The sequence below is a fragment of the Microbacterium sp. NPDC055910 genome, from assembly GCF_042271185.1.
In the GTDB taxonomy this organism is placed as follows: Bacteria; Actinomycetota; Actinomycetes; order Actinomycetales; family Microbacteriaceae; genus Microbacterium.
The window spans coordinates 95,449-118,457 of the sequence record NZ_JBHJZS010000005.1; the positions used below are offsets into that span (position 1 = coordinate 95,449).

Annotated in this window: 23 protein-coding genes; 3 read left to right on the plus strand and 20 right to left on the minus strand. The window is 71.4% G+C overall.

Translation table 11 applies throughout. From position 1 onward, the window contains the following. Positions 1–23: 23 nt before the first annotated feature. The 12 genes from ACFC3F_RS04180 to hisC all read right to left on the minus strand — a co-directional run bounded on the left by ACFC3F_RS04180 (position 24) and on the right by hisC (position 11,609). The gene (locus tag ACFC3F_RS04180) at positions 24–692 is read right to left on the minus strand and encodes a DNA-3-methyladenine glycosylase (protein WP_376127063.1); all 669 of its coding nucleotides are present in this window, start codon (positions 690–692) and stop codon (positions 24–26) included. Further along, complete coding sequence (locus tag ACFC3F_RS04185) at positions 689–2,083, minus strand: hypothetical protein (protein WP_376126998.1); 1,395 nt, start codon at positions 2,081–2,083, stop codon at positions 689–691. The genes ACFC3F_RS04180 and ACFC3F_RS04185 overlap by 4 nt, the downstream gene beginning before the upstream one ends. Then, a complete protein-coding gene (locus tag ACFC3F_RS04190; RefSeq protein ID WP_376127000.1) occupies positions 2,073–2,858 on the minus strand; it encodes a TIGR03943 family putative permease subunit in 786 nt (261 codons plus the stop codon). The genes ACFC3F_RS04185 and ACFC3F_RS04190 overlap by 11 nt, the downstream gene beginning before the upstream one ends. Further along, positions 2,851–3,873: a permease gene (locus ACFC3F_RS04195; protein ID WP_376127065.1), complete on the minus strand. Its 1,023-nt coding sequence runs from the start codon at positions 3,871–3,873 to the stop codon at positions 2,851–2,853. The genes ACFC3F_RS04190 and ACFC3F_RS04195 overlap by 8 nt, the downstream gene beginning before the upstream one ends. Before the next feature lie 7 nt (positions 3,874–3,880). Beyond that, positions 3,881–4,294, minus strand: a complete 414-nt coding sequence (locus tag ACFC3F_RS04200; protein WP_376127002.1) for a Fur family transcriptional regulator — start codon at positions 4,292–4,294, stop codon at positions 3,881–3,883. A gap of 10 nt (positions 4,295–4,304) precedes the next feature. Then, positions 4,305–5,162, minus strand: a complete 858-nt coding sequence (locus ACFC3F_RS04205; protein ID WP_376127004.1) for a metal ABC transporter permease — start codon at positions 5,160–5,162, stop codon at positions 4,305–4,307. Continuing rightward, on the minus strand, positions 5,159–5,965 hold the full coding sequence (locus ACFC3F_RS04210) for a metal ABC transporter ATP-binding protein (RefSeq protein ID WP_376127006.1): 807 nt from the start codon (positions 5,963–5,965) through the stop codon (positions 5,159–5,161). The genes ACFC3F_RS04205 and ACFC3F_RS04210 overlap by 4 nt, the downstream gene beginning before the upstream one ends. After that, on the minus strand, positions 5,962–6,921 hold the full coding sequence (locus ACFC3F_RS04215) for a metal ABC transporter solute-binding protein, Zn/Mn family (protein WP_376127008.1): 960 nt from the start codon (positions 6,919–6,921) through the stop codon (positions 5,962–5,964). The genes ACFC3F_RS04210 and ACFC3F_RS04215 overlap by 4 nt, the downstream gene beginning before the upstream one ends. 57 nt (positions 6,922–6,978) lie before the next feature. After that, positions 6,979–8,271 carry a dihydrolipoamide acetyltransferase family protein gene (locus ACFC3F_RS04220; RefSeq protein ID WP_376127009.1) on the minus strand — a complete coding sequence of 431 codons (1,293 nt, stop codon included), beginning with the start codon at positions 8,269–8,271 and terminating at the stop codon, positions 6,979–6,981. Positions 8,272–8,375: 104 nt separating this feature from the next. Then, positions 8,376–9,359: an alpha-ketoacid dehydrogenase subunit beta gene (locus tag ACFC3F_RS04225; RefSeq protein WP_376127011.1), complete on the minus strand. Its 984-nt coding sequence runs from the start codon at positions 9,357–9,359 to the stop codon at positions 8,376–8,378. Beyond that, positions 9,356–10,492 carry a thiamine pyrophosphate-dependent dehydrogenase E1 component subunit alpha gene (locus ACFC3F_RS04230; RefSeq protein ID WP_376127012.1) on the minus strand — a complete coding sequence of 379 codons (1,137 nt, stop codon included), beginning with the start codon at positions 10,490–10,492 and terminating at the stop codon, positions 9,356–9,358. Before ACFC3F_RS04230 ends, ACFC3F_RS04225 begins: the two co-directional genes overlap by 4 nt. Before the next feature lie 4 nt (positions 10,493–10,496). Further along, on the minus strand, positions 10,497–11,609 hold the full coding sequence (gene hisC / locus ACFC3F_RS04235; RefSeq protein ID WP_376127014.1) for a histidinol-phosphate transaminase: 1,113 nt from the start codon (positions 11,607–11,609) through the stop codon (positions 10,497–10,499). A 119-nt stretch (positions 11,610–11,728) separates the two neighbouring features. Between hisC and ACFC3F_RS04240 the strand changes: the two genes are divergently transcribed. Further along, the gene (locus ACFC3F_RS04240) at positions 11,729–12,127 is read left to right on the plus strand and encodes a phage holin family protein (RefSeq protein WP_376127016.1); all 399 of its coding nucleotides are present in this window, start codon (positions 11,729–11,731) and stop codon (positions 12,125–12,127) included. Here the strand turns inward: ACFC3F_RS04240 and ACFC3F_RS04245 are convergent. From ACFC3F_RS04245 to ACFC3F_RS04255, 3 genes are all read right to left on the minus strand, one after another. Then, complete coding sequence (locus ACFC3F_RS04245; RefSeq protein ID WP_376127018.1) at positions 12,075–13,445, minus strand: hypothetical protein; 1,371 nt, start codon at positions 13,443–13,445, stop codon at positions 12,075–12,077. The two genes, ACFC3F_RS04240 and ACFC3F_RS04245, sit on opposite strands and share 53 nt — an antisense overlap. Further along, a complete protein-coding gene (locus tag ACFC3F_RS04250; protein ID WP_376127020.1) occupies positions 13,442–13,693 on the minus strand; it encodes a hypothetical protein in 252 nt (83 codons plus the stop codon). The genes ACFC3F_RS04245 and ACFC3F_RS04250 overlap by 4 nt, the downstream gene beginning before the upstream one ends. 93 nt (positions 13,694–13,786) lie before the next feature. Beyond that, the gene (locus ACFC3F_RS04255; RefSeq protein WP_376127022.1) at positions 13,787–16,435 is read right to left on the minus strand and encodes an ExeM/NucH family extracellular endonuclease; all 2,649 of its coding nucleotides are present in this window, start codon (positions 16,433–16,435) and stop codon (positions 13,787–13,789) included. 143 nt (positions 16,436–16,578) lie between these two features. On the opposite strand from ACFC3F_RS04255, the gene ACFC3F_RS04260 reads away from it, so the two are divergent. Both ACFC3F_RS04260 and purB read left to right on the plus strand, forming a co-directional pair. Continuing rightward, positions 16,579–17,085 (plus strand): low molecular weight protein-tyrosine-phosphatase, encoded by a 507-nt coding sequence (locus tag ACFC3F_RS04260; protein WP_376127024.1) that lies wholly within the window; start codon positions 16,579–16,581, stop codon positions 17,083–17,085. Positions 17,086–17,113: 28 nt separating this feature from the next. Continuing rightward, complete coding sequence (gene purB, locus ACFC3F_RS04265) at positions 17,114–18,496, plus strand: adenylosuccinate lyase (RefSeq protein ID WP_376127026.1); 1,383 nt, start codon at positions 17,114–17,116, stop codon at positions 18,494–18,496. Here the strand turns inward: purB and ACFC3F_RS04270 are convergent. From ACFC3F_RS04270 to ACFC3F_RS04290, 5 genes are all read right to left on the minus strand, one after another. Next, on the minus strand, positions 18,493–18,798 hold the full coding sequence (locus ACFC3F_RS04270; RefSeq protein WP_376127028.1) for an amino acid transporter: 306 nt from the start codon (positions 18,796–18,798) through the stop codon (positions 18,493–18,495). The two genes, purB and ACFC3F_RS04270, sit on opposite strands and share 4 nt — an antisense overlap. Further along, positions 18,795–19,493 (minus strand): acyl-CoA synthetase, encoded by a 699-nt coding sequence (locus ACFC3F_RS04275; RefSeq protein WP_376127029.1) that lies wholly within the window; start codon positions 19,491–19,493, stop codon positions 18,795–18,797. The genes ACFC3F_RS04270 and ACFC3F_RS04275 overlap by 4 nt, the downstream gene beginning before the upstream one ends. Before the next feature lie 103 nt (positions 19,494–19,596). Continuing rightward, positions 19,597–21,234: a DUF222 domain-containing protein gene (locus tag ACFC3F_RS04280; RefSeq protein WP_376127030.1), complete on the minus strand. Its 1,638-nt coding sequence runs from the start codon at positions 21,232–21,234 to the stop codon at positions 19,597–19,599. Between the two features lie 156 nt (positions 21,235–21,390). Continuing rightward, positions 21,391–22,164 carry a siderophore-interacting protein gene (locus tag ACFC3F_RS04285; protein ID WP_376127067.1) on the minus strand — a complete coding sequence of 258 codons (774 nt, stop codon included), beginning with the start codon at positions 22,162–22,164 and terminating at the stop codon, positions 21,391–21,393. 25 nt (positions 22,165–22,189) lie between these two features. Further along, complete coding sequence (locus tag ACFC3F_RS04290) at positions 22,190–22,978, minus strand: thioesterase family protein (RefSeq protein ID WP_376127032.1); 789 nt, start codon at positions 22,976–22,978, stop codon at positions 22,190–22,192. Positions 22,979–23,009: the final 31 nt, after the last annotated feature.

The following is a 23,009-nucleotide window of genomic DNA, read 5'->3' on the forward strand; positions in this document are numbered from 1 at the left end:
CTGGAGTGCACGCAGACAAAGAGTCAGCCTAGCACAGGGCCGGCGCCGCGCCCCCACCGGAAGGCGGACACGGTCGGGTCCCCCGGGATCCAGAAGCGCCACGGAAAGACGGCCGTGCCCGCGACGCCCGCGACGCCGACGCGCGGCCCCGTCGCGACCTCGGCGAGGGGCTCGTCGCGCAGGGCGAGGCGCGCGACGGCTCCGTGCAGCGCCGCGCCGGTGACGACGTCGATGCCGTCATGCAGCGGATGCCGCAGGCCGACGGCGTCGCCGAGCCGGCCGGGACCGCGGGCGAGGTCGCGCGCGACGCGCGCGGCGGGGCGACGCCGGGATGCGGCATCCGCTCCGTCGATCACCTCTCCCCCGCGCAGCAGGACTCCGCCGGCGAGGCCGTCGGGTCCGCACACGACGTTGACGCACGAATGGATGCCGTGGCTCAGGTAGACGTAGAGGTGCCCGGGCTCGCCCCACATGGTCGCGTTCCGCGCCGTGCGCCCCATGCGCGCGTGCGAGCCGGGATCGGGCACGTCGCCCGTGCCGCGACCGTGGTAGGCCTCGACCTCGGTGATGCGCACGGCGACCTCTTCGCCCTCGACGACCGTGCGCAGCACTCCGCCGAGCAGACGCGGCGCGACCGCGAGCGGAAGGGCGGCCAGCTCGTCGCGAGCGGCGGGATGCAGCGCCGCCGTCATGAGGTCGGCACCCGGCACCACGAGAGCGCGAAGCCCTCCAGCGACACGACGGGCTCGGCGTCGTCGAGCTGGAAGATCCGCGTCTCGAGCCGTTCCGGCAGGGGCAGCAGGTAGCCGTCGTAGGGGTTGTCAACGGCGTCGGGGGCGACGGTCACGGCGGCATAGCGCCCACTGGGCGAGACGCACGTCTGCATGAGCGCATCGGTGGGGCCGATGTCGGCGATGCCGCGGCTCGCGCCGTCGCCGTCCACGAGCGCGACCGACGTGCCGAGCGAGCGCGTGCCCGTCTCGTCGAGCACGACCGACGAGCGCAGCGTGCCGCCCCCGGGCACGGGCAGCGCCGTGCCGAGGAGGCCGAGCTCCTCGTCGGGCGTGACGAGCGGGCGCTGGGTGCCGTCGGTGAGGTCGAGCACGACGATGCCGTCGAGTCGCTCGACGATCGCCGCGGTGCCGGCGACGCCGTCGATCGAGATCGCGGTGCCCAGCGAGGTCGCCTCGCCGCCTTCCGCGCCCGTGAGAAGCAGGTTCCCGTCGAAGGTGAGCAGCAGGATGCTGTCGGTCTCGGGCACGAACCGCCACTGCGCGATCCGCGCATCGGTGCCGGCGACCTCGATCCGGGTGGGTGTGTCGCCCGCAACCGTGAACAGGGCGCTCTCGAGGCCGCCCGCGTCGCTGAGGGTGGCATCCGAGTAGGTGAAGCCGATCAGATCGCCGCGGTCGGCCGCCTGCAGGTGCGTCACGACGCCGTCGTCGCCGGGGAGCGGCAGCGCGCGCTCGCCCGAGCCGTCGAGGTCGGTCACCAGCAGCGCGGGGCGATCGTCGGCCGTGCGCACCGAGACGACGAGCTGCGATGCCGTCGCGCGGAAGTCCTCGATGTCGGGATGACTGAACACCGGCACCGCCTCATCGCCCGTGAGGTCGGTGCGGAAGATGGTGTCGTCGCTCGGGCCGCCGCGCTGCAGCAGGTGCACCGCGATGGGCGGTGTGCGGAACGTCTCGACGATCGATCCGTCGGGACCGCCGCCGAGGCCCCGCACCCCGTCGATCGTCACGGTGTACTCCGTGTCGTCGCGCAGCGGCACGCCGAACCGCACGCCCACGCTGCGGCCGGACGTGTCGACGGCGAACGGCGTCTCGGGCGTGACGGTGACCTGTGCGGGGTCGACCTCGGCGAGCGACTGCGACGTCGTCACGATGATCCGCGAGCCGGATGCCGCCACCGAGGCCGCCGGATCCACCTGCACATCCGTGATGCGCGGACCCTGCACGACGCCGATCGCCGCGGCTCCGGCGCCGGCGACCGCGAGCGCCGCGACGACCGCGACGAACGAGACCAGGAACGCCCGGCCGCGCCGCGCGCGGGAGCGGCCCCGACGCGTGTCAGTACTCATAGGGGTCACCGGGTTCGTCGATCGCCGTCACGTCGCTCGCCGCGATCGCGAGCCGCCCGTCGCCGGTTGCTCTCACCGTGCCCGTCACGGTGACCCACTGGCCCGTGTCCGGCACGCTCCCGGTCGTGATCGGCACGTTCGCCGGCTGCGCATCGATGACGCAGTGCGTGATGACCAGGCGCGTCAGATCGAAGCCGTCGTCGCCGGGGGTGACGAAGCCCGTCAGGGTGACCGGGTCGCCGTCGAACGCGTCGGGGTTCGTCGCGGTCGCGAACACCGCCGACCACTCCCCGACCCCGAACGTCGAGGTGTCGCCCGTCTCCGCGAGCGTGACGGCGTCGGCTCCCGCGAACAGCGGCGGCGCTCCGATGTCGCGGGACATCGCGAGTTCGGCGCTGAGGGATGCGGGAGGCAGCACGAGCGTCAGCAGCACGACCCCCGACGCCGCGACGCCCCCTGTCGCGATGGCGACCCGCCCCGCGGCGGCACCGGCGCGCTGCCGCGCGGGTCTCTTCGGGTGCGCGGACGACGGATCCGCGTGGTCGTGACCGTGGTCGTGACCGTGGTCGTCTTCGGCGCCGAGCGGCAGCGCGAAGCTCGCGACCGCGCCGATCAGCACGATGACCGCCATCCCGACGGCGAACCACGCGGAATCGGGATTGACATACAGGGCCAGGCGATCGGTCGCCGCGAGCGCGATCGTGACGACCGCGAGCACCGAGGCGAGGCCGACGCCGAGCCAGCGGGTCAGGAGCGCGCGAGAGGGGTCAGCCAATGAGGTTCACCCCCGCCCCGATCGCGAAGGCCGCGAGCACGACGATGACGACGATCCCCGCGAGGGCGCGCGTCGTGAAGGTCGTGCGCAGCAGCGCGAGCATCTTGACGTCGACGAGCGGCCCGACGAGGAGGAACGCGATGATCGAGCCCGGCGTGAAGGTCGACGCGAACGACAGCGCGAAGAACGCGTCGACGTTCGAGCAGATCGACACGACCATCGCGAGCGCGATCATAGCGACGATCGACAGCGCCGGATTCGACCCGATGGCCAGGAGCGCTTCGCGCGGGATGAGCACCTGCACGGCGCCGGCGAGCGCCGAGCCGATGACGAGGGCGGGCATGACGGCGCGCAGCTCGACGATGAACTGGCTGAGGGTGCGACGGCCTCGCTCGGCCGCGCCGTGCGCGTGTGCGTGCTGGCGGGCGCACGTGCTGCGGAAGCGGTCCGTGAGCAGTCCGTCCGGCGACGGATGCCGCGAATACAGCCAGCCGATGAGGTTCGCGATGAGGAATCCGCCGACGAGCCGGACGACGAGGATGCCGTCGGAGTAGCCGAACGCCTGGTGCGTCGTGATGATGACGATCGGGTTCACGATGGGCGCCGCGATCAGGAACGTCAGCGTCTCGGGCACCGTGAAGCCGCGCATCATCAGTCCGCGCGCGAACGGCACGTTGCCGCACTCGCACACCGGCACGACCATGCCCAGAAGCGACAGCACAGCCCGTCGCGCCCACGCGCGCCGCGGCATCCATCGCTCGATCGCACCGGGCGGGATCCACACCTGCACGACGATCGAGAGCACGACGCCGAGCGCGACGAACGGGAGCGACTCGATCAGGACGCTGATCGCGAGGGTCAGGCCGTCCTGCGCGCGGGCAGGCAGGCGCGCCGGGAAGAGCTCGGGCACGAAGAGGTCGATCGCGAACAGGCCCACGACGACGGCGGCGCCGATGACGAGGGGGACGAGAAGGCGTCCTGCGCGCGGGCGATCCGTCGAACCGCCGGGGCGCAGCGCGAAATCAGCCCGCGACACGCTCGCTCGTCCGCGACCGCGCGCAGGTCGCGCACAGCCCGAAGATGTCGACGACGTGCTCGGCCTCGGCGAAGCCGTGGCTCTCGGCGGTGCGGCGGGCCCACTGCTCGACGTCGGACGCCTCGATCTCGACCGTGAGTCCGCACGAACGGCAGATCAGGTGATGATGGTGCGCCGTCGTCGTGCACGCGCGGTAGAGGGCTTCGCCCTCGGGGCTCTGCAGCGAATCCGCTTCGCCCTGCGCGGCGAGACCCGCCAGAGCCCGGTAGACGGTCGCCAGGCCGATGCCGGTGTTGTCTTCGCGGAGCGTCGCGTGCAGCGTCTGCGCGCTCACGAAACCCGGGGTGTCGGCGAGGGCTTCGCGCACGCGCTCGCGCTGCCACGTGTTCCGCTGGGCCATGCCGGGGAGTCTACCCGCGGGCTCTGAGCGGTGCCCGGGAGCCGCGGAACCGGCACACGAGGTAGATCGCGAACGAGATCGTCGTGATGTAGGGGCTGACGGGGAGCGTGCCCATGATCGCGAGCAGGATGCCGCCCACGGCCGAGACGAAGCCGAAGACGGCGGCGAGCACGGGCACCGCGACGGGTCCCGTCGCGACGCGCATCGCGGCGGCGGCGGGAGTCACCAGGAGCGCCATGACGAGCAGGGCGCCGATGATGTGCACCGCGACGGCGACCATGAGGCCCAGCAGCAGCATGAACGCGAGCGACACCGCTGTCGTCGGCACTCCGCGTGCGGCGGCGGACTGCGGGTCGAGCGAGTCGAAGCGCAGGGGCCGCCAGATGAGCAGCATCCCGACCAGCACGAAGACGCTGATGCCGATGAGCCAGCCGAGCTCACCGGTCTGCACCGACACGATCTGACCCGTCAGCAGACTGAAGCGGTTGGCGCTGCGGCCGTCGTAGAGCGAGAGGAAGAGGATGCCGAGCCCCAGACCGAACGGCATGAGCACGCCGATGATCGAGTTGCGGTCGCGCGCGCGGGCGCCCAGCCAGCCGACGATCGCGGCGGCGAGCACCGATCCGACGATCGAGCCCGTCACGACGTCGACGCCGATGAGCAACGCCGCCGCGGCGCCCGCGAACGACAGCTCGCTGATGCCGTGCACGGCGAAGGCCATGTCGCGCTGCATGACGAAGACTCCGACAAGACCTCCGACGAGGCCGAGGACGGCGCCCGCGATGACGGAGTTCGACACGAGCCCGAGGATCTCGGCGTAGTCGCCCAGACCCCCGAACATGGCGTCGGCGATGTCGGACCAGCTCATTCGTGCTCTCCGTCGTGGTGGTGGTGAGCGCTCTCGGCGTCGGGGGCCCCGACGACGACGAGCCGGTCGCCCGCGCGCAGCACGAACACGTGTGCGCCGTACAGGTCGGTGAGCACGTCCGAGCGCAGCACCTCGCCGGGTGTGCCGAGCATGAACCGGCCGTTCGCGATGTACAGGATGCGATCCACCTTGCCCAGGAGCGGGTTGATGTCGTGCGTGACGAGCAGGACGGCGGCACCGGCGTCGCGGCGGTGGCGGTCGATGAGCCCGATGACGGCTTGCTGATTGGCGAGGTCCAGACTCGTCAGCGGCTCGTCGCACAACAGCAGTCGCGGATCGTCGGCGAGCGCCTGGCCGACGCGCAGGCGCTGCTGCTCGCCCCCCGACAGCAGGCCCACGGGCCGGTCGGCGAACGCGCGCGCGCCGACGGCGTCGACGAGCGCGTCGATGCGCGCGCGATCGCCGCGACGCGGGAAGGGCAGGCCGAAGCGGTGCCCGTCGACGCCGAGGGCGACGAGGTCGCGGCCACGCAGCGACGTCTCGGGCGGCAGCGGTCGCTGCTGCGGGATGTATCCGACGCCGCGGTTGCCGCGGTGGTGCACGCGCTGGCCGAACACCTCGATCCCACCGCCGCTGAGCGGCTCGAGCCCGAGGATGGCGCGCAGGAGGGTCGTCTTGCCGGTTCCGCTCGGCCCGAGCACCGCGATGAGCTCGCCGGGCGCGACGTCGAGGTCGAGACCCGACCACAGTTCACGGTCGCCGCGGTGCAGCGACGCGTCGCGGATGACGAGCGGGTGGGTCATCCGCGCAGCGCCTCGCCGAGCAGGGTGACGTTGGCCTGCATCCACTCGAGGTACGTCTGGCCCTCGGGCAGCGTCTCGCTGAACTCCACGACCGGGATGCCGAGCGACGCGGCGTCGTCGGTGATCGCGGTCGTCTCGGCCCCGCCGGTCTGGCGGTTGACCACGACGGCGGCGACCTGCCCGGTCTGCAGGAGCTTCGTCGCAGCCAGCAGCGTCGCCGCGGGCACATCGCGCCCGTCTTCGACGGCGTGCGTGAAGTCGTCGGGTGCGATGTTGACGAGGCCGGCCGCCTCGGTCAGGTACAGCGAGACGGGCTCGGTCACGAAGATCTCGGCGCCGCCGAATTCGGTCGACAGCGTCCCGAGCGTCGACTCGATCTCGTCGATGCCGTTCGTGAACTCGGCCAGGTTCGCCGCGAACGCGTCGGCGTTGTCGGGATCGAGCGCGCTCAGCTCCATCGAGATGGCCTCGGCCAGGTGCGCCATGACGTGCGGGTCGTACCAGACGTGCTCGTTGACCGAGTGGTCGTGGTCGTGGTCGTGATCGTGGTCGTCGTCGCCGTGGTCGTGGTCGTGGTCGCCGTGGTCGGCGGGGGGCGTCGCCTCGGAGAACTCGACGGCGGGCACGACGGGCCGGACAGCTCCCGCCCCGTCGACGAGGGCGTCCATGAACGCGTCGTACCCGCCGCCGTTCATCACGACGAGATCGGCGCGCGACACCGAGAGCTGGTCGCGCGCGCTCGCCTCGAACGAGTGCGGATCCTGCGAGGCCGACGACACGATCGACACGACGCTCACGGCGTCGCCGCCGATCGCCTCGACGATCTGCCCGTAGACGTTCGTCGAGGCGACGACCGAGATGCGACCGTCCTCGGCCTCGGCGCCGGTCGAACAGCCCGCGAGGGCGAGGGTGGCGGTCAGGGCCACAGCGGTCAGGATGCGTCGCGTCGAAGTCACTCGCAGACTCTAACAGCTAATGAGAATCGTTCTCAACACGGGTGCGGCCGCGCGGCCTCAATCGAGCAGCAGCGCGGGCTCCTCGAGCACCGAGGCGACATCGGCGATGAAACGCGACATGCCGTCGCCGTCGACGACACGGTGATCGAAGGACCCCGCGACCGTCGTGACCCAGCGCGGGCGGACCTCGCCGTCCACGACCCACGGCTTCTGCCGGATCGTGCCGAGGGCCACGATCCCGGCCTCACCGGGGTTGATGATCGGGGTGCCGGCATCCATTCCGAACACGCCGATGTTCGTGATCGTGATCGTGCCGTGCTGCTGATCGGCAGGAGTGGCGCGACCCTCGCGCGCCGTCGCGGTGAGCTTCTCGAGGGCGCGGGCGAGCTGGCGCAGGTTGAGGTCCTGCGCATCTTTGATGTTCGGCACGAGCAGGCCCCGCGGCGTCGCGGCGGCGATCCCGAGGTTGACGTAGTGACGCACGCGGATCTCGGCGCCGCCGTCGACCTCGACCCACGCCGCGTTGACCATGGGCGTGCGGCGGACGGCCCAGATGACGGCGCGCGCCATGATCAGCAGCGGCGAGACCTTGACGTCGGCGAAGTCGGGCGAGGCCTTGAGCCGCTTGACCAGTTCCATCGTGCGGGTCGCATCGACGTCGGTCCACACCGAGACGTGCGGCGCCGTGTACGCCGACCGGACCATGCCCGACGCCGTCGCCTTGCGGACGCCCTTGACGGCGATCGTCTCCTCGCGGCCGGCGCCGTCGTCGCCGACGGCGATCGTCTCTTCGCGCACGGCGCTGCGCTCGGGCGTCGCGATGTTGCGGAACACCGAGGCCTGCGACGCGTGGGTCACGACGTCGTCGCGCGTCACCTCTCCGGCGGGGCCCGTCGCCGTGACGGTCGACAGGTCGACGTCGAGATCGCGCGCGAGCTTGCGGATCGGCGGCCTCGCCACGACCCCGGTCGACGCCTCGATGCGCTTCGCCTGGTCGGCGGGCTTCTTGCGCCGCGACGTCACCTCGCCGCCGGTCCCGTACCCGACGAGGACCGAGCCGCCGTCGTCTGCGGGGGACGGCGCCGCCGCCGGCGGTGCGGGCGGGGTCGCAGCATCCGTGATCGTGATGATCGCGGCGCCGACCTCGACCGTCGCGCCCTCGGCCGCGAGCAGGTCGCCGACCGTGCCGGCGAACGGCGACGGCAGCTCGACGAGCGACTTCGCCGTCTCGATCTCGACGATGACGTCGTTGACGGCGACCGTGTCGCCCGGCGCGACGCGCCACGAGACGATCTCGGCCTCGGTCAGTCCCTCGCCCACGTCGGGCAGCGTGAAGGTCTGCATGCTCATGCTCATTCCTCTCCGAACCCGCGAGACTGCAACGGAGCGCCGAGACTGCGGGGTTCACCCGCTGTCTCGGCCTCCCGGTGCAGTCTCGCGGTCATGGGTGGGGGTCAGTAGGCGAGGGCGCGGTCGACGGCCTCGAGGATGCGGTCGGCGTCGGGCAGGTACGTGGCCTCGAGCTTCGCGGGCGGGAAGGGCGTGTCGAAGCCCGACACCCGCAGCACGGGCGCCTCGAGCGCGTAGAACGCCCGCTCCATGACGGTCGCCGCCACTTCGGAGCCGAGCGACGTGAAGCCCGGCGCCTCCTGCGCGTAGACCATGCGGCCGGTGCGGCGCACGGAGTCCAGGATCGGGCCGTAGTCGATCGGCGACAGCGAGCGCAGATCGATCACCTCGCACGACGTGCCCTCGGACTCGGCGAGCGCCGCCGCCTGCAGCAGCGTCGTCACCATCGCGCCGTGCCCGACGAGCGTGACGTCGGTGCCGGGGCGCACGAGCCGCGACGCGTGCAGCGGCAGCGGGCGGGTCGTCGTGTCGACCTCGCCCTTCTGCCAGTACTTCGCCTTCGGTTCGAGGAAGATGACGGGGTCGGGCGAGTCGATCGCATCCTGGATCATCCAGTACGCGTCGTTCGGCGTCGACGGGCTCACGACCCGCAGGCCGGGCGTGTGGGTGAAGTACGCCTCGGGGCTCTCCTGGTGGTGCTCGACGGCGCCGATGTGCCCGCCGTACGGGATGCGGATGACGACGGGGAACGACATCGCGCCCTCGTGCCGGTTCGTGATCTTCGCGAGCTGCGACGTGATCTGATCGAACGCGGGGAACACGAAACCGTCGAACTGGATCTCGCACACGGGCCGGAAGCCCGCCATCGCGAGGCCGATCGCCGTGCCGACGATGCCGGACTCGGCCAGCGGCGTGTCGATCACGCGGCGGTCGCCGAACTCGGCCTGCAGCCCCTCGGTGACGCGGAAGACGCCGCCGAGCGGACCGATATCCTCGCCCATCAGCAGCACGCGGTCGCTGTCGGCGAGCGCTGCGCGCAGTCCCGCATTGAGGGCGCGGCTGAACGCCATGGTGGTCGTCTCGCTCATGCGCCGGCCTCCTCGAACGATGCCTCGTAATCGGCCAGCCACGCCCGCTGCTCGTCGATGAGCGGATGCTGCGCGCTGTAGACGTGCGAGAACATCACGTCGTTCGGGATGCTGCCCAGCTCGGTCGTGCGCACCCGGATGTCGTCGGCCGTCGCCTCGGCTTCGGCGTCGACGTCGGCGAAGAAGGCGCTCGATGCACCCCGGCCCTCGAGATACGTGCGCATCCGCGCGATCGGGTCGCGCTCGGCCCAGGACTGCTCCTGCTCGGACGTGCGGTACTTCGTGGGGTCATCGCTCGTCGTGTGCGCGCCCATGCGGTAGGTCAGCGCCTCGATCACTCGGGGACCGGCGCCCCTGCGCGCCTCATCGAGTGCCGTGCGGGTGACGGCGTAGCTCGCGAGGACGTCGTTGCCGTCGATCTGGATGCTCGGGATGCCGTAGCCGTGGCCGCGGCGCACGAGCGGAACGCGCGACTGCGTCGAGACGGGCACCGAGATCGCCCACTGGTTGTTCTGCAGGAAGAACACCTCGGGAGTGCGATAGCTCGCGGCGAACACCATCGCCTCGTGCACGTCGCCCTGACTCGAGGCGCCGTCGCCGTAGTAGACGAGGACGGCCTCGTCACGGTCGGGATCGCCCGTGCCGCAGCGGCCGTCGAAGACGAGTCCCATGCCGAAGCCCGTCGCGTGCAGCGTCTGCGCACCGAGCACGAGCGTGTAGATGTGGGTGTTGCCGTTCGCAGGATCCGTCGGGTCCCACCCGCCGTGCGTCACGCCGCGCATGAGGCGGATGATGTCGATCGGGTCGACGCCGCGGATCTTGGTCACGACGTGCTCGCGGTAGGACGGGAAGAGGTGGTCGTGCGGCCTGGCCGCGCGCGCCGAGCCGACCTGTGCGGCCTCTTGCCCGAAGCTCGGAGGCCACAGGGCGAGCTGCCCCTGACGCTGCAGGTTCGTCGCCTGCCGGTCGAAGGCGCGGATGACCGCCATGTCGCGGTAGAGACGCTCGAGCTCTGTCTCGGGGAGCGCGTCGATGAGCGCCAGGTACGGTTCGGCGGCGGCGGTCGGGGCGAACGTTCCGTCGGCCGCGAGAACGCGGACGACCTCGGACTCCTCGCTGAGGGGCGTCGTCATCGTTCTACGCTATCGACCGGCCCGAGTGCCCTTCTGGGAGGTCCTTCACAACGGATGCCGCAATCCGTAGGACGTTCTCGACAGAGGCTTCCTCGCCGACCGAGATACGGATCCCGTCGCCCGCGAAGGGTCGCACGATGAGTCCGGCCGCGTCGAACGCCTCGGCGATCGCGAGCGTCTCGTCGCCCGCAGGCAGCCAGACGAAATTGCCCTGCGCCTGCGGGACGGCCCAGCCCGTGTCGCGGAGCGCCGCCGCGAGGCGATCGCGACGCTCGGCGATCGTGCGCACACGCTCGAGCAGGTCCGCCTCGGCGTCGAGGCTCGCGAGCGCGGCTTCCTCGGCGTGGTTCGTGACCGACAGGGGGATGGCGGTGCTCCGTGCCGCATCGAGGATGCGCGGGTGCCCCACGGCGTAGCCGACGCGCAGACCCGCGAGACCGAACGCCTTCGAGAACGTCCGCAGCACGACGACGTTCGGGCGGTCGGCGGCCCGAAGGACGCGCTCGCCGTCGACGGCGTCGGGGTCGGTCACGAACTCGGCGTACGCCTCATCGAGGACCACGAGCACGTCGGCGGGCACCTGCGCGACGAACGCGTCGAACTCCGCCTGGGTCACGATGGGGCCCGTGGGGTTGTTGGGGCTGCACACGATGATGGCCCGCGTGCGGTCGGTGATCGCGGCGGCCATCGCCGGCAGGTCGTGGCGCGCATCGGCGGTCAACGGCACCTGCACGGCGGTCGCCCCCGCCACGACGGCGAGCCACGGGTAGGCCTCGAACGAGCGCCACGCGTAGACGACCTCGTCGCCGGGACCCGACGTCGCCTGCACGAGCTGGGCGAGGATCGACACGCTGCCGGCGCCGATGTGGACGGAGTCCGGCCCGACGCCGAAGCGCTCGGCGATGCGCTCACGCAGACGCGCCGCCGACGCGTCGGGGTAGCGGTTGAGCGAGGTCGCGGACTGCACGGCCTCGAGCACGCCCGGCAACGGGTCGAACGGGTTCTCGTTGCTCGACAGCTTGAACGCTTCGCCACCGGCCTGCCGGCCCTGCTTGTACGGCGGCAGGGCGGCGATCTCGGCACGGACGCGGATGGGGAGGTCGGAGGCTTCGGTCACGATGCAGAGTCTACGAGCGAGAGCGGATGCCGCGTCAGTCGGCCGTTGATACCATTTCGGAACCGGGCGGCAGCGCTGTTCTCGCTCGCGCGGGTGGAGCGCGTGCGAGACTGCCGGGTATGCGCTTCATCATCCGCGTCGTCATCAATGCGTTCGCCATCTGGATCGTGACGCTCATCCCCGCGTTGCAGGTCAGCGTCATCGCGTTCCCTCCCGGCGAGACGCTCCAGCTCGTCCTGACCCTGCTGCTCGTCGCGGCGATCTTCGCGATCGTCAACACGATCATCGGCACGGTCATCAAAGTGCTCGCCTTTCCCCTCTATGTCCTGACCCTCGGACTCATCGGGCTCATCATCAACGCCTTCCTCCTCTGGCTGACGGGGTGGATCACGTCGTTCTGGGACTGGGGCCTGCGGGTAGAGAGCTTCTGGTGGGGTGTGCTCGCGGCGATCCTCATCTCGCTCATCAACTGGCTCTTCGGAATCCTGCTGCGCCCCCAGCAGAAGCGGCGGGACTGACGGCGCGTTCCGCACCGAACTCGACGACGTCGACCCGCTCGGCCGTGCCGAGTTCGGCGAAGACGGCACGCACGGCCTCGACGCGCGGATCCGTCGACGCGTCGACCATCGCCGCCGTCTCGGCGTAGTACCTCATGCCGTGCGACGGCGTCGCGGCGTCGATCACATCGGGCGTCGGGTCGGTCGAGCGTTCGACGACGAAGCTGCCGGGAGCCCCGACAGGCGCCATACTGCCGCCGCCGGCGAGCCCGGCGATCGGGTCATCGGTGTGGCGCAGCGCGACGCTCAGCGTGCGGTGCCCCACATCGGCCTCGACGGGAGAGCCGAACGAGACGAGCGTGCGCGTGTCGTACCCTCCCTCGAGAGCGAGGTGCGACGTGATCATGGCGCCCTGCGAATGCCCGAAGGCGTGCACCGTGTCGCCGGGGCGCGCTCCGGCGGATTCGAGCGCGGCGAGGGTCGCCTCGTAGGAGGCCGACGCCCGTTTCGCCGCGAGGTCGACGTTCGACCGCGCATCCCACGCCTCCGGCCCCCCGGCGCCGGCCGACTTCGTGCCCGACACGTAGACGGCGTACTGCGCCGATCCGCCCGGCATGGCGTACCGCTCGACCCGCACGCGCGTCGCACCGTCGCCGGGCATGCGGGATGCCGCAGCAGCGAGGCTCGCCGGAGCCGTCGTCGTGCCGGTGGACACGCGCTCCACCGTGACCGCGTCTCGCGCGGGAGCGAGTCGCTCATGCCGGCCGATCTGCCCCCAGCGGCTGAACCCGACGACGCCCGCTCCGAGGATCGTGCCGAGCCCGCCGACGACTCCTCCGACGACGGCAGCGGGAGCGCTGAAGATGCCGCCCAGATCGAAGCCCGTCTCGGTGGCCTGGCGTACGAGCTCGGACGGCCACATGATCGCGCGCTCGAACGCGAGCAGCGACGCCTGCTCGCCGATGCCGGAGTACTCCGCCCCGAGCGCGGCGCGACGGCGGGCGATCCGGTCCAGCGCGGCCTCGTCCCCCGTCGCGACGGCTGCCGCGTGCTGCGCATCGAGGTCGACGAGCTCGTAGATCGCCGCGGCCGCCCGCAGTTGCTCGGCGATCGCGTCGGCATCGAACTGCACGTGCAAGAGCCGCCTCGACAGCACGGATGCCGCACTCTGAGCCCCGGCATGACGCTCGGCGAACAGCATGTTCTGCACCGCACCGAGGCGTGCCGCCAGCTCATCGAGCTCGACGCGGGCACCGACGAACCGTGCCGCCGTCGCACGCAGCGTCTCGGTGTCGACGGCGACGGCACCACCGCCGCGGATGTCGAGCTCGCCTGTCACAGCGGGCCTCGATCGAGGCGCGCCCACTCGAGCGCGCGAGCGTGGACCGCCGCGGCTCTCGCCGTGTCGGCGAGCGCCGCCAGGCTCGCGACGTCGCCGGCCCAGCGTTCGGCGCGCTCGTGGAACGCCGTCGCCGCGCTCGACTGCCAGTCGGTGAGGCCCGAGAGGGTGCGCGCGTGCTGTGCGGCGTCGACGAACCGGCGGGCCAGCGCGTCGAGCTCCCGGATGATGATGTCGAGCTGCGTCACCCAGCCATGATCGGCGCGTCACTCATCGCACGACCGGCGCCCACCGGCATCCGTGCACTCCCGGGCTGTTGCCCCGGCTGGGGAGGAACCGGGTCAGCGGCGGAAGATCGCGGTTCCCACGTAGACCTTCGCCGTGGCGGTCGAGCTGTTGCCCGCGGCATCCGTGGCCGTATAGGTGAACGTGTAGACGGCGTCGTTCACGGCGCGGACGCGGAACGACGTGTCGCTGAGCGTGGTGATCGCCGCCCTCTTGGCGCCGGTCGCCGTCGCCGAGGTGAGCGTCACCGTGACGTCGCCGCTGTCGTCGGTCGCGCGCACCGTCATGTCGACACGGCGGTCGCCGATCGGCAGGACGATCCACCGCTGCGACGGCGTGACCGTGATGCTCGGCGCTGTCGTGTCAGGCGCCTCGAGGTCGAGCCCCACGACGACGGGGTCGTGGTCGCTCGAGCGGTAGACGTCCGGTGCATACAGGGCATCCTGCGCGTCGGCCTTGAACGTCATGTCGTAGTCGATGAGGCTCGGCTCGTCGGCGTTGACGTTCCACACGGCGGCGCCGGCGACCTCGTCGACGATGTCGCTGCCGGCCAGCGCGTGGTCGAGCGAGCCGAGCTGCCCGTCGAACACGTACGTGTAGCTGTCACCTCCGACGACGTCGCTATAGCCCGCGCCGTAGAGCACCTGCAGGGGGTCTTCCTGCGCGTAGGCGTTCAGGTCGCCGAGGATCAGCTCGCGCCCCGCGCCCTGACCGGTCGGATCGGTCGCGAGCCAGTCGGCGAGCGCCGCGGCCGCCTGCGTGCGCACGCCGTTGCAGTTGCCCTGCCCGTTCGGATCGGTCGGATCGCCGACGGCGGCGCAGGTCGAGCCCTTCGACTTCAGATGGTTCACGACGACCGTGAAGGATGCACCGTGCGCGTCGGTGAAGCTCTGCGTGAGGCCGGGCCTGTTGAAGTCGTCGAGCCAGCGCGAGTCCTGGGACTGGTCCATGAGCTGGAACGCGCCCGCCGGGGTGACCGATGCCGGCTTGTACAGGATCGCCGTCGCGATGACGTCGGTGCCGATGACGCCCGTCTCGATGTGGTCGTAGACGTCGGCGCCGAGCCGGGTGTTGAGCGCGGCGGCGAGGGCGGCGACGGCGGTGCCGTTGTTCTCGATCTCGACGAGCCCGAACACGTCGGCGTCGATCTCGGCGAGCGCCGTGACGATCTTCGCCTGCTGGCGTTCGAATTCGACCGGGTCGTCGGCGCCGCGCGCGTCGGGACCCGTGAGCGTCGTGAAGTAGTTGAGCACGTTGAAGCTGGCGACCGTCAGATCACCCTCGACCTCGGGCGCGGGCGGGCGCGGGTTCGCGACCTCGACGTCGGCTCCCTGCGTCGGCTGGACCGCCCACGTGTCGAAGCGGTAGTCGAGCACGCCCGTCACGTTCGCGACGAGGTCGCCGCCCCGGAAGCTGTTCTGCAGCGTGAACTCGGCGCCGTTCGGGTGGATCGCGGGGTCGGGGTTCTGTATGCCGCGGCCGTCGTCGACCGTGATCGACTCGGCGGCGTTCCGCGCGGCGAGCGCGACGGCTTCGGGTGAGCCGGCGTCGTACAGCTGCGTCGGCTGCATCTGGCGGCCGAGCGTCAGGGTGATCGTGCCGAACCGGCCGAACTCGAAGTGCTCGCCGATCGCGAGCTGCTGCGGCAGCGTCACGCGCATGCCCTCGAGGGCTTCGCGCTGCTCGGGCGTCGCGGGGAGCGTGAGCGGCGTCGCCGCCGGCAGCTCGGCCGTGCCGCACACCTCGATGCCGCCGGCCGTGATCTGCGTCATCCCGAACGCCTCGTCGGCGACGCCCGCGACGCTCACGACGTCGCCCGCCGCGACGTCGGCACCGCCGGGAGCGTAGACGAAGATGCCGTCCGAGGTCGCGGGGTCCGCATCACCGGCGTCCTGCACGTAGTAGCCGTCGAACCCGCCGACCTGGAAGTCGCCGACCACGGTTCCCTCGACGCGCACCGTCGTGCCCGGCACGGGCGTCGCCGAGCCCGCGCCCTGGATCGACCCGATCGTCACGGCGTCGAGGTCGCATCCCGCCTCACCCGGACCCGGCTCGGTCGGCTCGAGCGTCGTCGTGTTCGCCGCACCGGGGGTGTTGACGGCCTCACCGGCCACGAGAGTGCCCGTGAACCCCGGGATGCCGGCGAGATCGAAGTCGTTGCGCACCCAGTCCGCGGCGCCGTCGGGCATGCGCGACGCCCCTCCGGGAGCGAAGGCGAGACCGTCGTACGCGACGCCGAGCGTCACACCGCCGTAGGTCAGGTCGGTCGCGCCGCCGTCGTGCACGGCGACGGCGTCGACGACCTCGAATCCGAACCCGTCGTCGATGACGCCGTCGTCGTCGGCGTCAATGTCGGTGCCGACCGCCGGGATCGTCCCTGTCACGAGCAGCAGGCTCAGGCTGCCGTTCTCGAGCGTGTTGGCCGCGAGTTCGGCGAGCGACCGGCCCGCGGCATCCGGAGCGGGGAACGTGATGACGTTGTCGACGACGCCCGTGGCCGGAGCGTCGCCCTCGACGCCCAGCAGCGCGTAGCCGACGAGGTCGACGCCCGCGGGAACCAGCAGCTCGACGTATTCGACGTCGGCGCCGGCCGTCGATGCCGAGAACTCGTTGATGACGAGTTCGGGCGGCGGCGCGGCCGACGCGGGGGCGGAGCCGACCAGCACGAGTGCGACAGCGGCGATGAGGGCGGAAAGACGACGCACGGCAACCTCCAGCAGAGACGCGGGGAGCGGTTTTCAGGGGTAACGCTAGGGGAAGCGGCATCCGCGCGGAAGACCCTGCGGCGGAACATCCGTCGTCGAATCGGATGATGCGTGCGCGCGGACGGCACGCCACAATGGAGGCCATGACTGCGACCGCCGTGGATCCCTTCCGCGTCGTCTTCGTCTGCACCGGCAACATCTGCCGCTCCCCCATGGCCGAAGTCGTCTTCCGACGATTCGCGGATGCCGCGGGCCTGGGCGCCCGCGTCGGCTCTGCGAGCGCCGGCACGGGCGACTGGCACGTGGGCGAGCGCGCCGATCACCGCACTCTGGCGGCCCTCGAGCGCCGCGGCTACGACGGCGCGCGGCACCGCGCGCGGCAGTTCGCGCACACCGACTTCGAACGCAGCGACCTCATCGTCGCGCTGGATCGTTCGCACGAGCGGATCCTGCGGGGGTGGGCGCGCTGCGAGGCCGACACCGACAAGATCGCGCTGCTGATGTCGTTCGATTCGTCGCCGCACGTCATGGACGTGCCCGACCCCTACTACGCCAGCGCCGGAATGTTCGATGACGTGCTCGGTATGATCGAGACTGCGAGCCGGGCGCTCTTCCGGCAGCTCGAACCCGCGATCCGCCCGGCCGTCTGACGTCCGCGCTGTCGCCGACGGGAGACCCGTGACCTCTCTGCCTCCCCAGCCGCTCAGCCCCCTCGACGGCCGCTACCGCGCCGCCGTCACGGGGCTCGCCGACTACCTGTCCGAGGCCGGCTTGAACCGCGCCCGCGTCGAGGTCGAGGTGGAGTGGCTCATCGCCCTCACCGACCGGTCGCTCTTCGGCACGTCGCCACTGCCGGACGACGACAAGGCGCGGCTGCGCGCGCTGTACCTCGAGTTCGGGCAGGCCGAGATCGACTGGCTGGCCGAGAAGGAGGCCGTCACCCGCCACGACGTCAAGGCCGTCGAGTATCTCGTGCGCGATCGCCTGTCGACGCTGGGACTCGACGCGATCGCCGAGCTCACGCACTTCGCGTGCACGAGCGAGGACATCAACTCCGCCTCGTACGCCCTCACGGTGCAGCGTGCCGTCGTCAACGTGTGGCTGCCCAAGCTGCGCGACGTCATCGCGCGGCTCGGAGAACTGGCGATCGAGCACCGGGATGCCGCGATGCTGTCCCGCACCCACGGTCAGCCGGCGACGCCGTCGACGATGGGCAAGGAGCTCGCCGTGTTCGCGTGGCGCCTCGAGCGCGTCGCCCGCCAGATCGAGGGCGGCGAGTACCTCGCGAAGTTCTCCGGCGCGACGGGCACGTGGTCGGCGCATCTCGCCGCCGAGCCCGACGCCGACTGGGTCGAGATCTCGCGTTCGTTCATCGAGGGACTCGGCATCGGGTTCAACGTGCTGACGACCCAGATCGAGTCGCACGACTGGCAGGTCGAGCTCTACGACAGGGCGCGCCACGCCGGCGGCATCCTGCACAACCTCGCGACCGACGTGTGGACGTACATCTCGCTGGGCTTCTTCTCGCAGATCCCGGTCGCCGGTGCGACGGGGTCGTCGACGATGCCGCACAAGATCAACCCGATCCGGTTCGAGAACGCCGAGGCGAACCTGGAGATCGCCGGCGGGCTGTTCCAGACTCTCGCGCAGACCCTCGTGACCTCACGCCTGCAGCGCGATCTCACCGACTCGACGACGCAGCGCAACATCGGCGTCGCGTTCGGCCACTCGCTGCTCGCGCTGGACAACCTGCTGCGCGGCCTCGGGGAGATCTCCCTCGCGCAGCCCGTTCTCGACGCGGACCTCGACGCGAACTGGGAGGTCCTCGCCGAAGCGATCCAGACCGTCGTGCGCGCCGAGATCGCGGCCGGGCGCTCGCAGATCACCGACCCGTACGCCCTCCTGAAGGACCTCACGCGGGGCCGCCGGGTGGGCGCGGTCGAGCTGGCGGAGTTCGTGCGCGGCCTCGACATCGGCGACGCGGCGAAGGAGCGCCTGATCGCGCTGACACCGGCCGGCTACACCGGCATCGCCTCGCGCCTCGTCGACGAGCTGAACTAGCTCTTCGCGTCGTCGTCCTGCTCTTCTTCGGGCAGCAGGACGGCGCGGTCGACCGTCTTGGTGATCTGGGCGGGATCGATCGCGAGCAGCAGCAGCGCGACGACGACGAGCACGACGACGAACGTGATGCCCGCCACGACGGCGGCCACGACGAGCGCGTGCTCGGACTGGCCGTCGAAGCGCTGCTGGAAGAAGCCCATCGAGACGAGGGTCACGACGCCGGCGAACAGCGCGGACCCGAATGCGAGGCCGAGGAGCTGAATCGGCTTCATGAGGTCACGACGAGTGGGGCGTTCAGTCATGACTGATCCTCCGATTCGGGGCGGTTCGCGGCGTCCACCGGCGTGCGACGCGGCGAGAACCCGGCGATGCCGAGATAGACCGCGACGATCGCCGCGTAGACGCCGAAGAGGCCGACGGCGATCGTGATGCCGGTGAGGGTGTACGACGCGTTCGCCTCTTCGACCGTATAGGGCAGGGCGTATTCGGCGGGCACGAGCAGGAGCGCGACCGCGAGGGCCACGCCGGCGATTCCGACGACGATGGATTCGCGGGCCGCGAGCGGCGAGACGGATGCCGCGGGCGTGCCGTCCGACCACGGCGCGACGTCGCCCGGCTTGAGCGCGCGCGGACCGCGACGGGCGACGAAGCCGTCGATCGCCTCGACGAGTCCCGTCGTGAACGCCCACGTGATGACGATCGCGAAGAAGCCGGTGGAGGTGCGCAGATCGCCGACGCTCGCGACCATGCCCGCCGCGATCGTCAGCGCCGCGAGGATGATCGAGGGCCAGCGCCGGCCGGTGGGCTGGACGAGCCACGCCGCGAGGACGTGCACGATGCCCGTCGCGAGGGCGAAGCCCCCGAAGACGGCGAGGCCGACTCCCGCGGAGTGGTCCTGCGAGAAGGTGACCATGATCGCCGCGATCGCCGCGAAAGCGGCGCGCGCGAGCTGAACGTGGCGCGCGTCGAAGACACGGGAAGAATTGGCGGTGGTCACGGGGTTCCTCAGAAAGAAGAGCGGCGTGTCCAGTCTAACCGGGGTGCGCCGCGCGGTCGCCCGGCGGCAGCGGTCACGCCGCGCGGTCACCCGGCGGCAGTGGTCACGCCGCGCGTGCCCAGCCGTCGGGATCGAACCGTCGTCGGCCACCCAGTCGTGGGGTGCGGGTCGCGTCGAGGTGGGACGGGGGAATGAACCAGACGGTGCCGCCGGTCGGATCGCCGCCCGGTGGCGGGTCGATCCGGATCTCCCAGCCGTCGGCGTGGACCCGGTGATGACACGACGCGCACAGCAGAATGCCGTTGCCGAGATCCGTCGGGCCTCGGTCGCGATCCCACCAGAGGATGTGGTGCGCTTCGGTCGTCGACGGTGGCAGGTGGCAGAACGCGCAGCCCCCGTCACGCTCGGCGAGAGCAAGACGCTGTGCCGTCGTGAAGAGGCGCTTCGCGCGCCCCATGTCGAGGATCTCACTGTCGCCGCCCAGCACGCACGGCACGATCGAGGCCGCGGCCGCCATGCGGCGCGCTGTTCCCGCGTCGATCGGCTGATCGATCCCGTCGATCTCGCCGATTCCCTCGCCCGTCGTCAGCGCGCTGAGCGGCATGCGCACGACGACGGTCGTCGCCGCGGCCGGTACGCGGTCATCGGTGCACCCGAGCAGGTGGCGGCAGATCATCGCGAGCGCGTCGGCCTGCATCTGCGGGATCGAACGCGTCTCGGGCGCGACCGCTGCCGGCCCGACCGCGACGCCACCCGCGCCGTCCTCTGGGCCCGCCGCGACGCCTGCCGGACCGGCCGACTCGCCTGCCGAGCCGACCGACTCGCCTGCCGGACCGCCCGCGTCGCCGACCGCACGGACCGCACCGACCGCACCGACCGACTCGCCGACCGCCCCGACCACGCCGCCGGCCACGCCGCCCGCGACGCCGGCCGGACCGGCCGACTCGCCCGCCGGGCCGCCCGCGTTCGAACCGCGACTCGTGCGCAGCTGATGCGTCACGATCGACTCGATAGCCGCCTTGATCGGCGCCGCTGTCTCGGGGTCGAGTCGAGCGGTCATCACGACCATGCCTGCGCGGTCCCGCGAGATCCGCAGTGACCGCTCCGCGTGCATCTCTTCGATGACCGGCTCGAGTCCGTCGGGGTCGAGCAGCGCTTCAGCGCGCCGCAGCACGACCGCGAGCTCATCGAGCGTCAGCAGCGGCGCCTGCGCGACGACCGCCGCCTCTGCCTCGAGGATGCGTTCGAGTCCGGCCCGCAGGCTCACGCGGTCGAGCATGGCGATGATCGCTGCGGCTGCGGCGATGCTCACCCGGCCGTCTGAGACGGCGGCGGCGACGTGGGGATGGCGGGCCGGCGCACGCTCACCGGACAGCTGCTCGCGTTCGCGCGTGGCTTCGCCGACCTGAACGAGCCGAGCGGCGTCACCGGCGTGGCCGCCTGTCGCGGCGGCGATGAGCTTCGCGGCCGTGCGGTGCCCTGTCTTGCGCGCGAGGCCTTCTTTGCCGAGCTCGGGTCGTGAACGCCGCGAGATACCGGCCGCAACGCTCGCGTGGAGGCCGTCGACCTGTCGCCGCAGGGCGGCGAGCGCGTCGTTGACCGCGAGAAGGCCCGGTTCGGACATCGCGTCGACGGCGGTCTGCACATCGGCGGGAGCGAGGCCGGCAGGAAGGGCCGCGTCACTCCACGCTCGCGCGAGAACGGCGACGGCCGCCTCGAGCGCTGCGGTGGGAGAGGACATCGGCGCACTCCGATCAGTGGAGAATGATCCGCCCCGTCAACTCCGTCGCCGTACACCCGTGGATCGAGACTCCGCTACTCACCTGACACGCTGTCCTGAACACAGGATAGTACATCCGTTCCCCGGAGCGCAAGACTTTCTCGAAGATTTCTCCGATCAGATCGACGGGAAGATCTGCCCCACCGGTTCGCGCTTCTCGGCCTGGAAGCGGTCTTCCGCACGGCCGCGCGCCCAATAGCCCGACAGCGACACCTGCGTGCGCTCGAGCGCCCGCTCGTCGAACAGCACACGCCGCAGAGCCTTCATCGATTCGCGCTCACCGTGCGCGAAGACGTCGACGGGCCCCTCGCGCCAGTCGATCCGGCCCACGGCGGCGGCCAGCAGATCGACCGTGTGCGCCGGGTCGACGATCCACTGCACGTCGACGCCGTCCGGGGCCGTCAGCTCGATGACGGCGTCCTCGGTGTCGACCTCGATGAGCACCGTGCCGACGGCGTCGGCGGGCAGGGCCTCCAAGGCCGCGGCGATCGCGGGAACCGCCGACAGGTCGCCGACGAAGAGGTACCACGCGGCATCCGGATTCGGGGAGTATCCGCCGCCGGGCCCCGTGAGGCTCAGCGCGCTTCCGGGCTGGACGGAGTCCGCCCAGGGACCGGCGATGCCCTCGTCACCGTGCACGACGAAATCGATGTCGAGCGTGCCGGCGGCGACGTCGACGCTGCGCACCGTGTAGGTGCGCGTGACGGGATGCCCCTCGGGAGCGGTGAACTTCAGCTTGACGTACTTGTCGGTCTCGGGCCGGTTCTCGAACGCCGTGAAACCCTCACCGCCGAGGCGCACGCGCACGAGCTGGGGGCTGAGCCGCTCGGTCGCGACGACGACGAGATCGACCGACGGACGGGGAGGACGCGGAGACGTACGGGATGCCAGGGCCACGATCCCACGCTACCCGCGCCTACGTGGCGCGGCTCCGAACCGTGAGGATCTGCTGCGCCGTCCCGACCGGACCGTCGAGATCGTGCAGCACGGTGCTCGTGAGCCCGAGCCCCGCCGGCCCGTAGGTCACGGTCGTGTCGAGCCCCACCCATGCGCCGGACGGCGAGCGGAAGAAGTGCAGCGTCAGGTCGAGGTTCGGGAAGAGCCACTCGTCGGGACTCTGGCGCACGGCGATGCCGTTGGCCGTGTCGACGAGCGCGACGAATCGCGCCAGCTCGCTCGTCTCCTCCCCCGCCACGAGATCCAGCTCCGTCGTGAGCCAGGCCGCGGCACGACCGGGCCGTCGCGGCCCGACGGCGAGCGCGCGGATGCTGCTGATGTAGCCTCCGCGCCAGAGTTCGGCGATCGGGTACACGGCCTGCGCGTCGGGCGCGGGGAGCGGCATCCACTCTCCACCGGCGACCTGCTGCGTGTCCTCGGTCGCCAGCAGCCACGCGCGAGCAGCCAGGGTCGGCCGTCCCGCGATCGTGGCCGTCGTCTCGAGCAGTTCGATCGTGCGCCCCGGCCGGATCAGGCGCGTCTCGAGCTCGATGTCGCCGCGGGTGAGTCTGCCCAGGATGTCGATGCTGATCCGGCCGAACACCTTGTCGGCGTCGCCGTGCTCTCGGCGCCACCGGTCCATGTGGTGCACGAGAAGGCCCGCGACGGTGGCGACGTGGAGGTCCTCATCGCTCCACGCGCCGCCGACGTGATCCGTCGGCAAGTAGCGGTCGGGTCCAGCGGGGACGAAGTAGCTGTCGCGCGGCATGCGGTCTCTCTCGAGTCGGGGGCTCCTCCCA

Coding starts and splice junctions, on each gene's coding strand:
- ACFC3F_RS04180 (WP_376127063.1), bottom strand. CDS start 692: ATGACGGCGGCGCTGCATCCCGCCGCTCGCGACGAGCTGGCCGCCCTT.
- ACFC3F_RS04185 (WP_376126998.1), bottom strand. CDS start 2,083: ATGAGTACTGACACGCGTCGGGGCCGCTCCCGCGCGCGGCGCGGCCGG.
- ACFC3F_RS04200 (WP_376127002.1), bottom strand. CDS start 4,294: ATGGCCCAGCGGAACACGTGGCAGCGCGAGCGCGTGCGCGAAGCCCTC.
- ACFC3F_RS04205 (WP_376127004.1), bottom strand. CDS start 5,162: ATGAGCTGGTCCGACATCGCCGACGCCATGTTCGGGGGTCTGGGCGAC.
- ACFC3F_RS04210 (WP_376127006.1), bottom strand. CDS start 5,965: ATGACCCACCCGCTCGTCATCCGCGACGCGTCGCTGCACCGCGGCGAC.
- ACFC3F_RS04220 (WP_376127009.1), bottom strand. CDS start 8,271: ATGAGCATGCAGACCTTCACGCTGCCCGACGTGGGCGAGGGACTGACC.
- ACFC3F_RS04225 (WP_376127011.1), bottom strand. CDS start 9,359: ATGAGCGAGACGACCACCATGGCGTTCAGCCGCGCCCTCAATGCGGGA.
- ACFC3F_RS04230 (WP_376127012.1), bottom strand. CDS start 10,492: ATGACGACGCCCCTCAGCGAGGAGTCCGAGGTCGTCCGCGTTCTCGCG.
- ACFC3F_RS04240 (WP_376127016.1), top strand. CDS start 11,729: ATGCGCTTCATCATCCGCGTCGTCATCAATGCGTTCGCCATCTGGATC.
- ACFC3F_RS04260 (WP_376127024.1), top strand. CDS start 16,579: ATGACTGCGACCGCCGTGGATCCCTTCCGCGTCGTCTTCGTCTGCACC.
- ACFC3F_RS04270 (WP_376127028.1), bottom strand. CDS start 18,798: ATGACTGAACGCCCCACTCGTCGTGACCTCATGAAGCCGATTCAGCTC.
- ACFC3F_RS04280 (WP_376127030.1), bottom strand. CDS start 21,234: ATGTCCTCTCCCACCGCAGCGCTCGAGGCGGCCGTCGCCGTTCTCGCG.
- ACFC3F_RS04290 (WP_376127032.1), bottom strand. CDS start 22,978: ATGCCGCGCGACAGCTACTTCGTCCCCGCTGGACCCGACCGCTACTTG.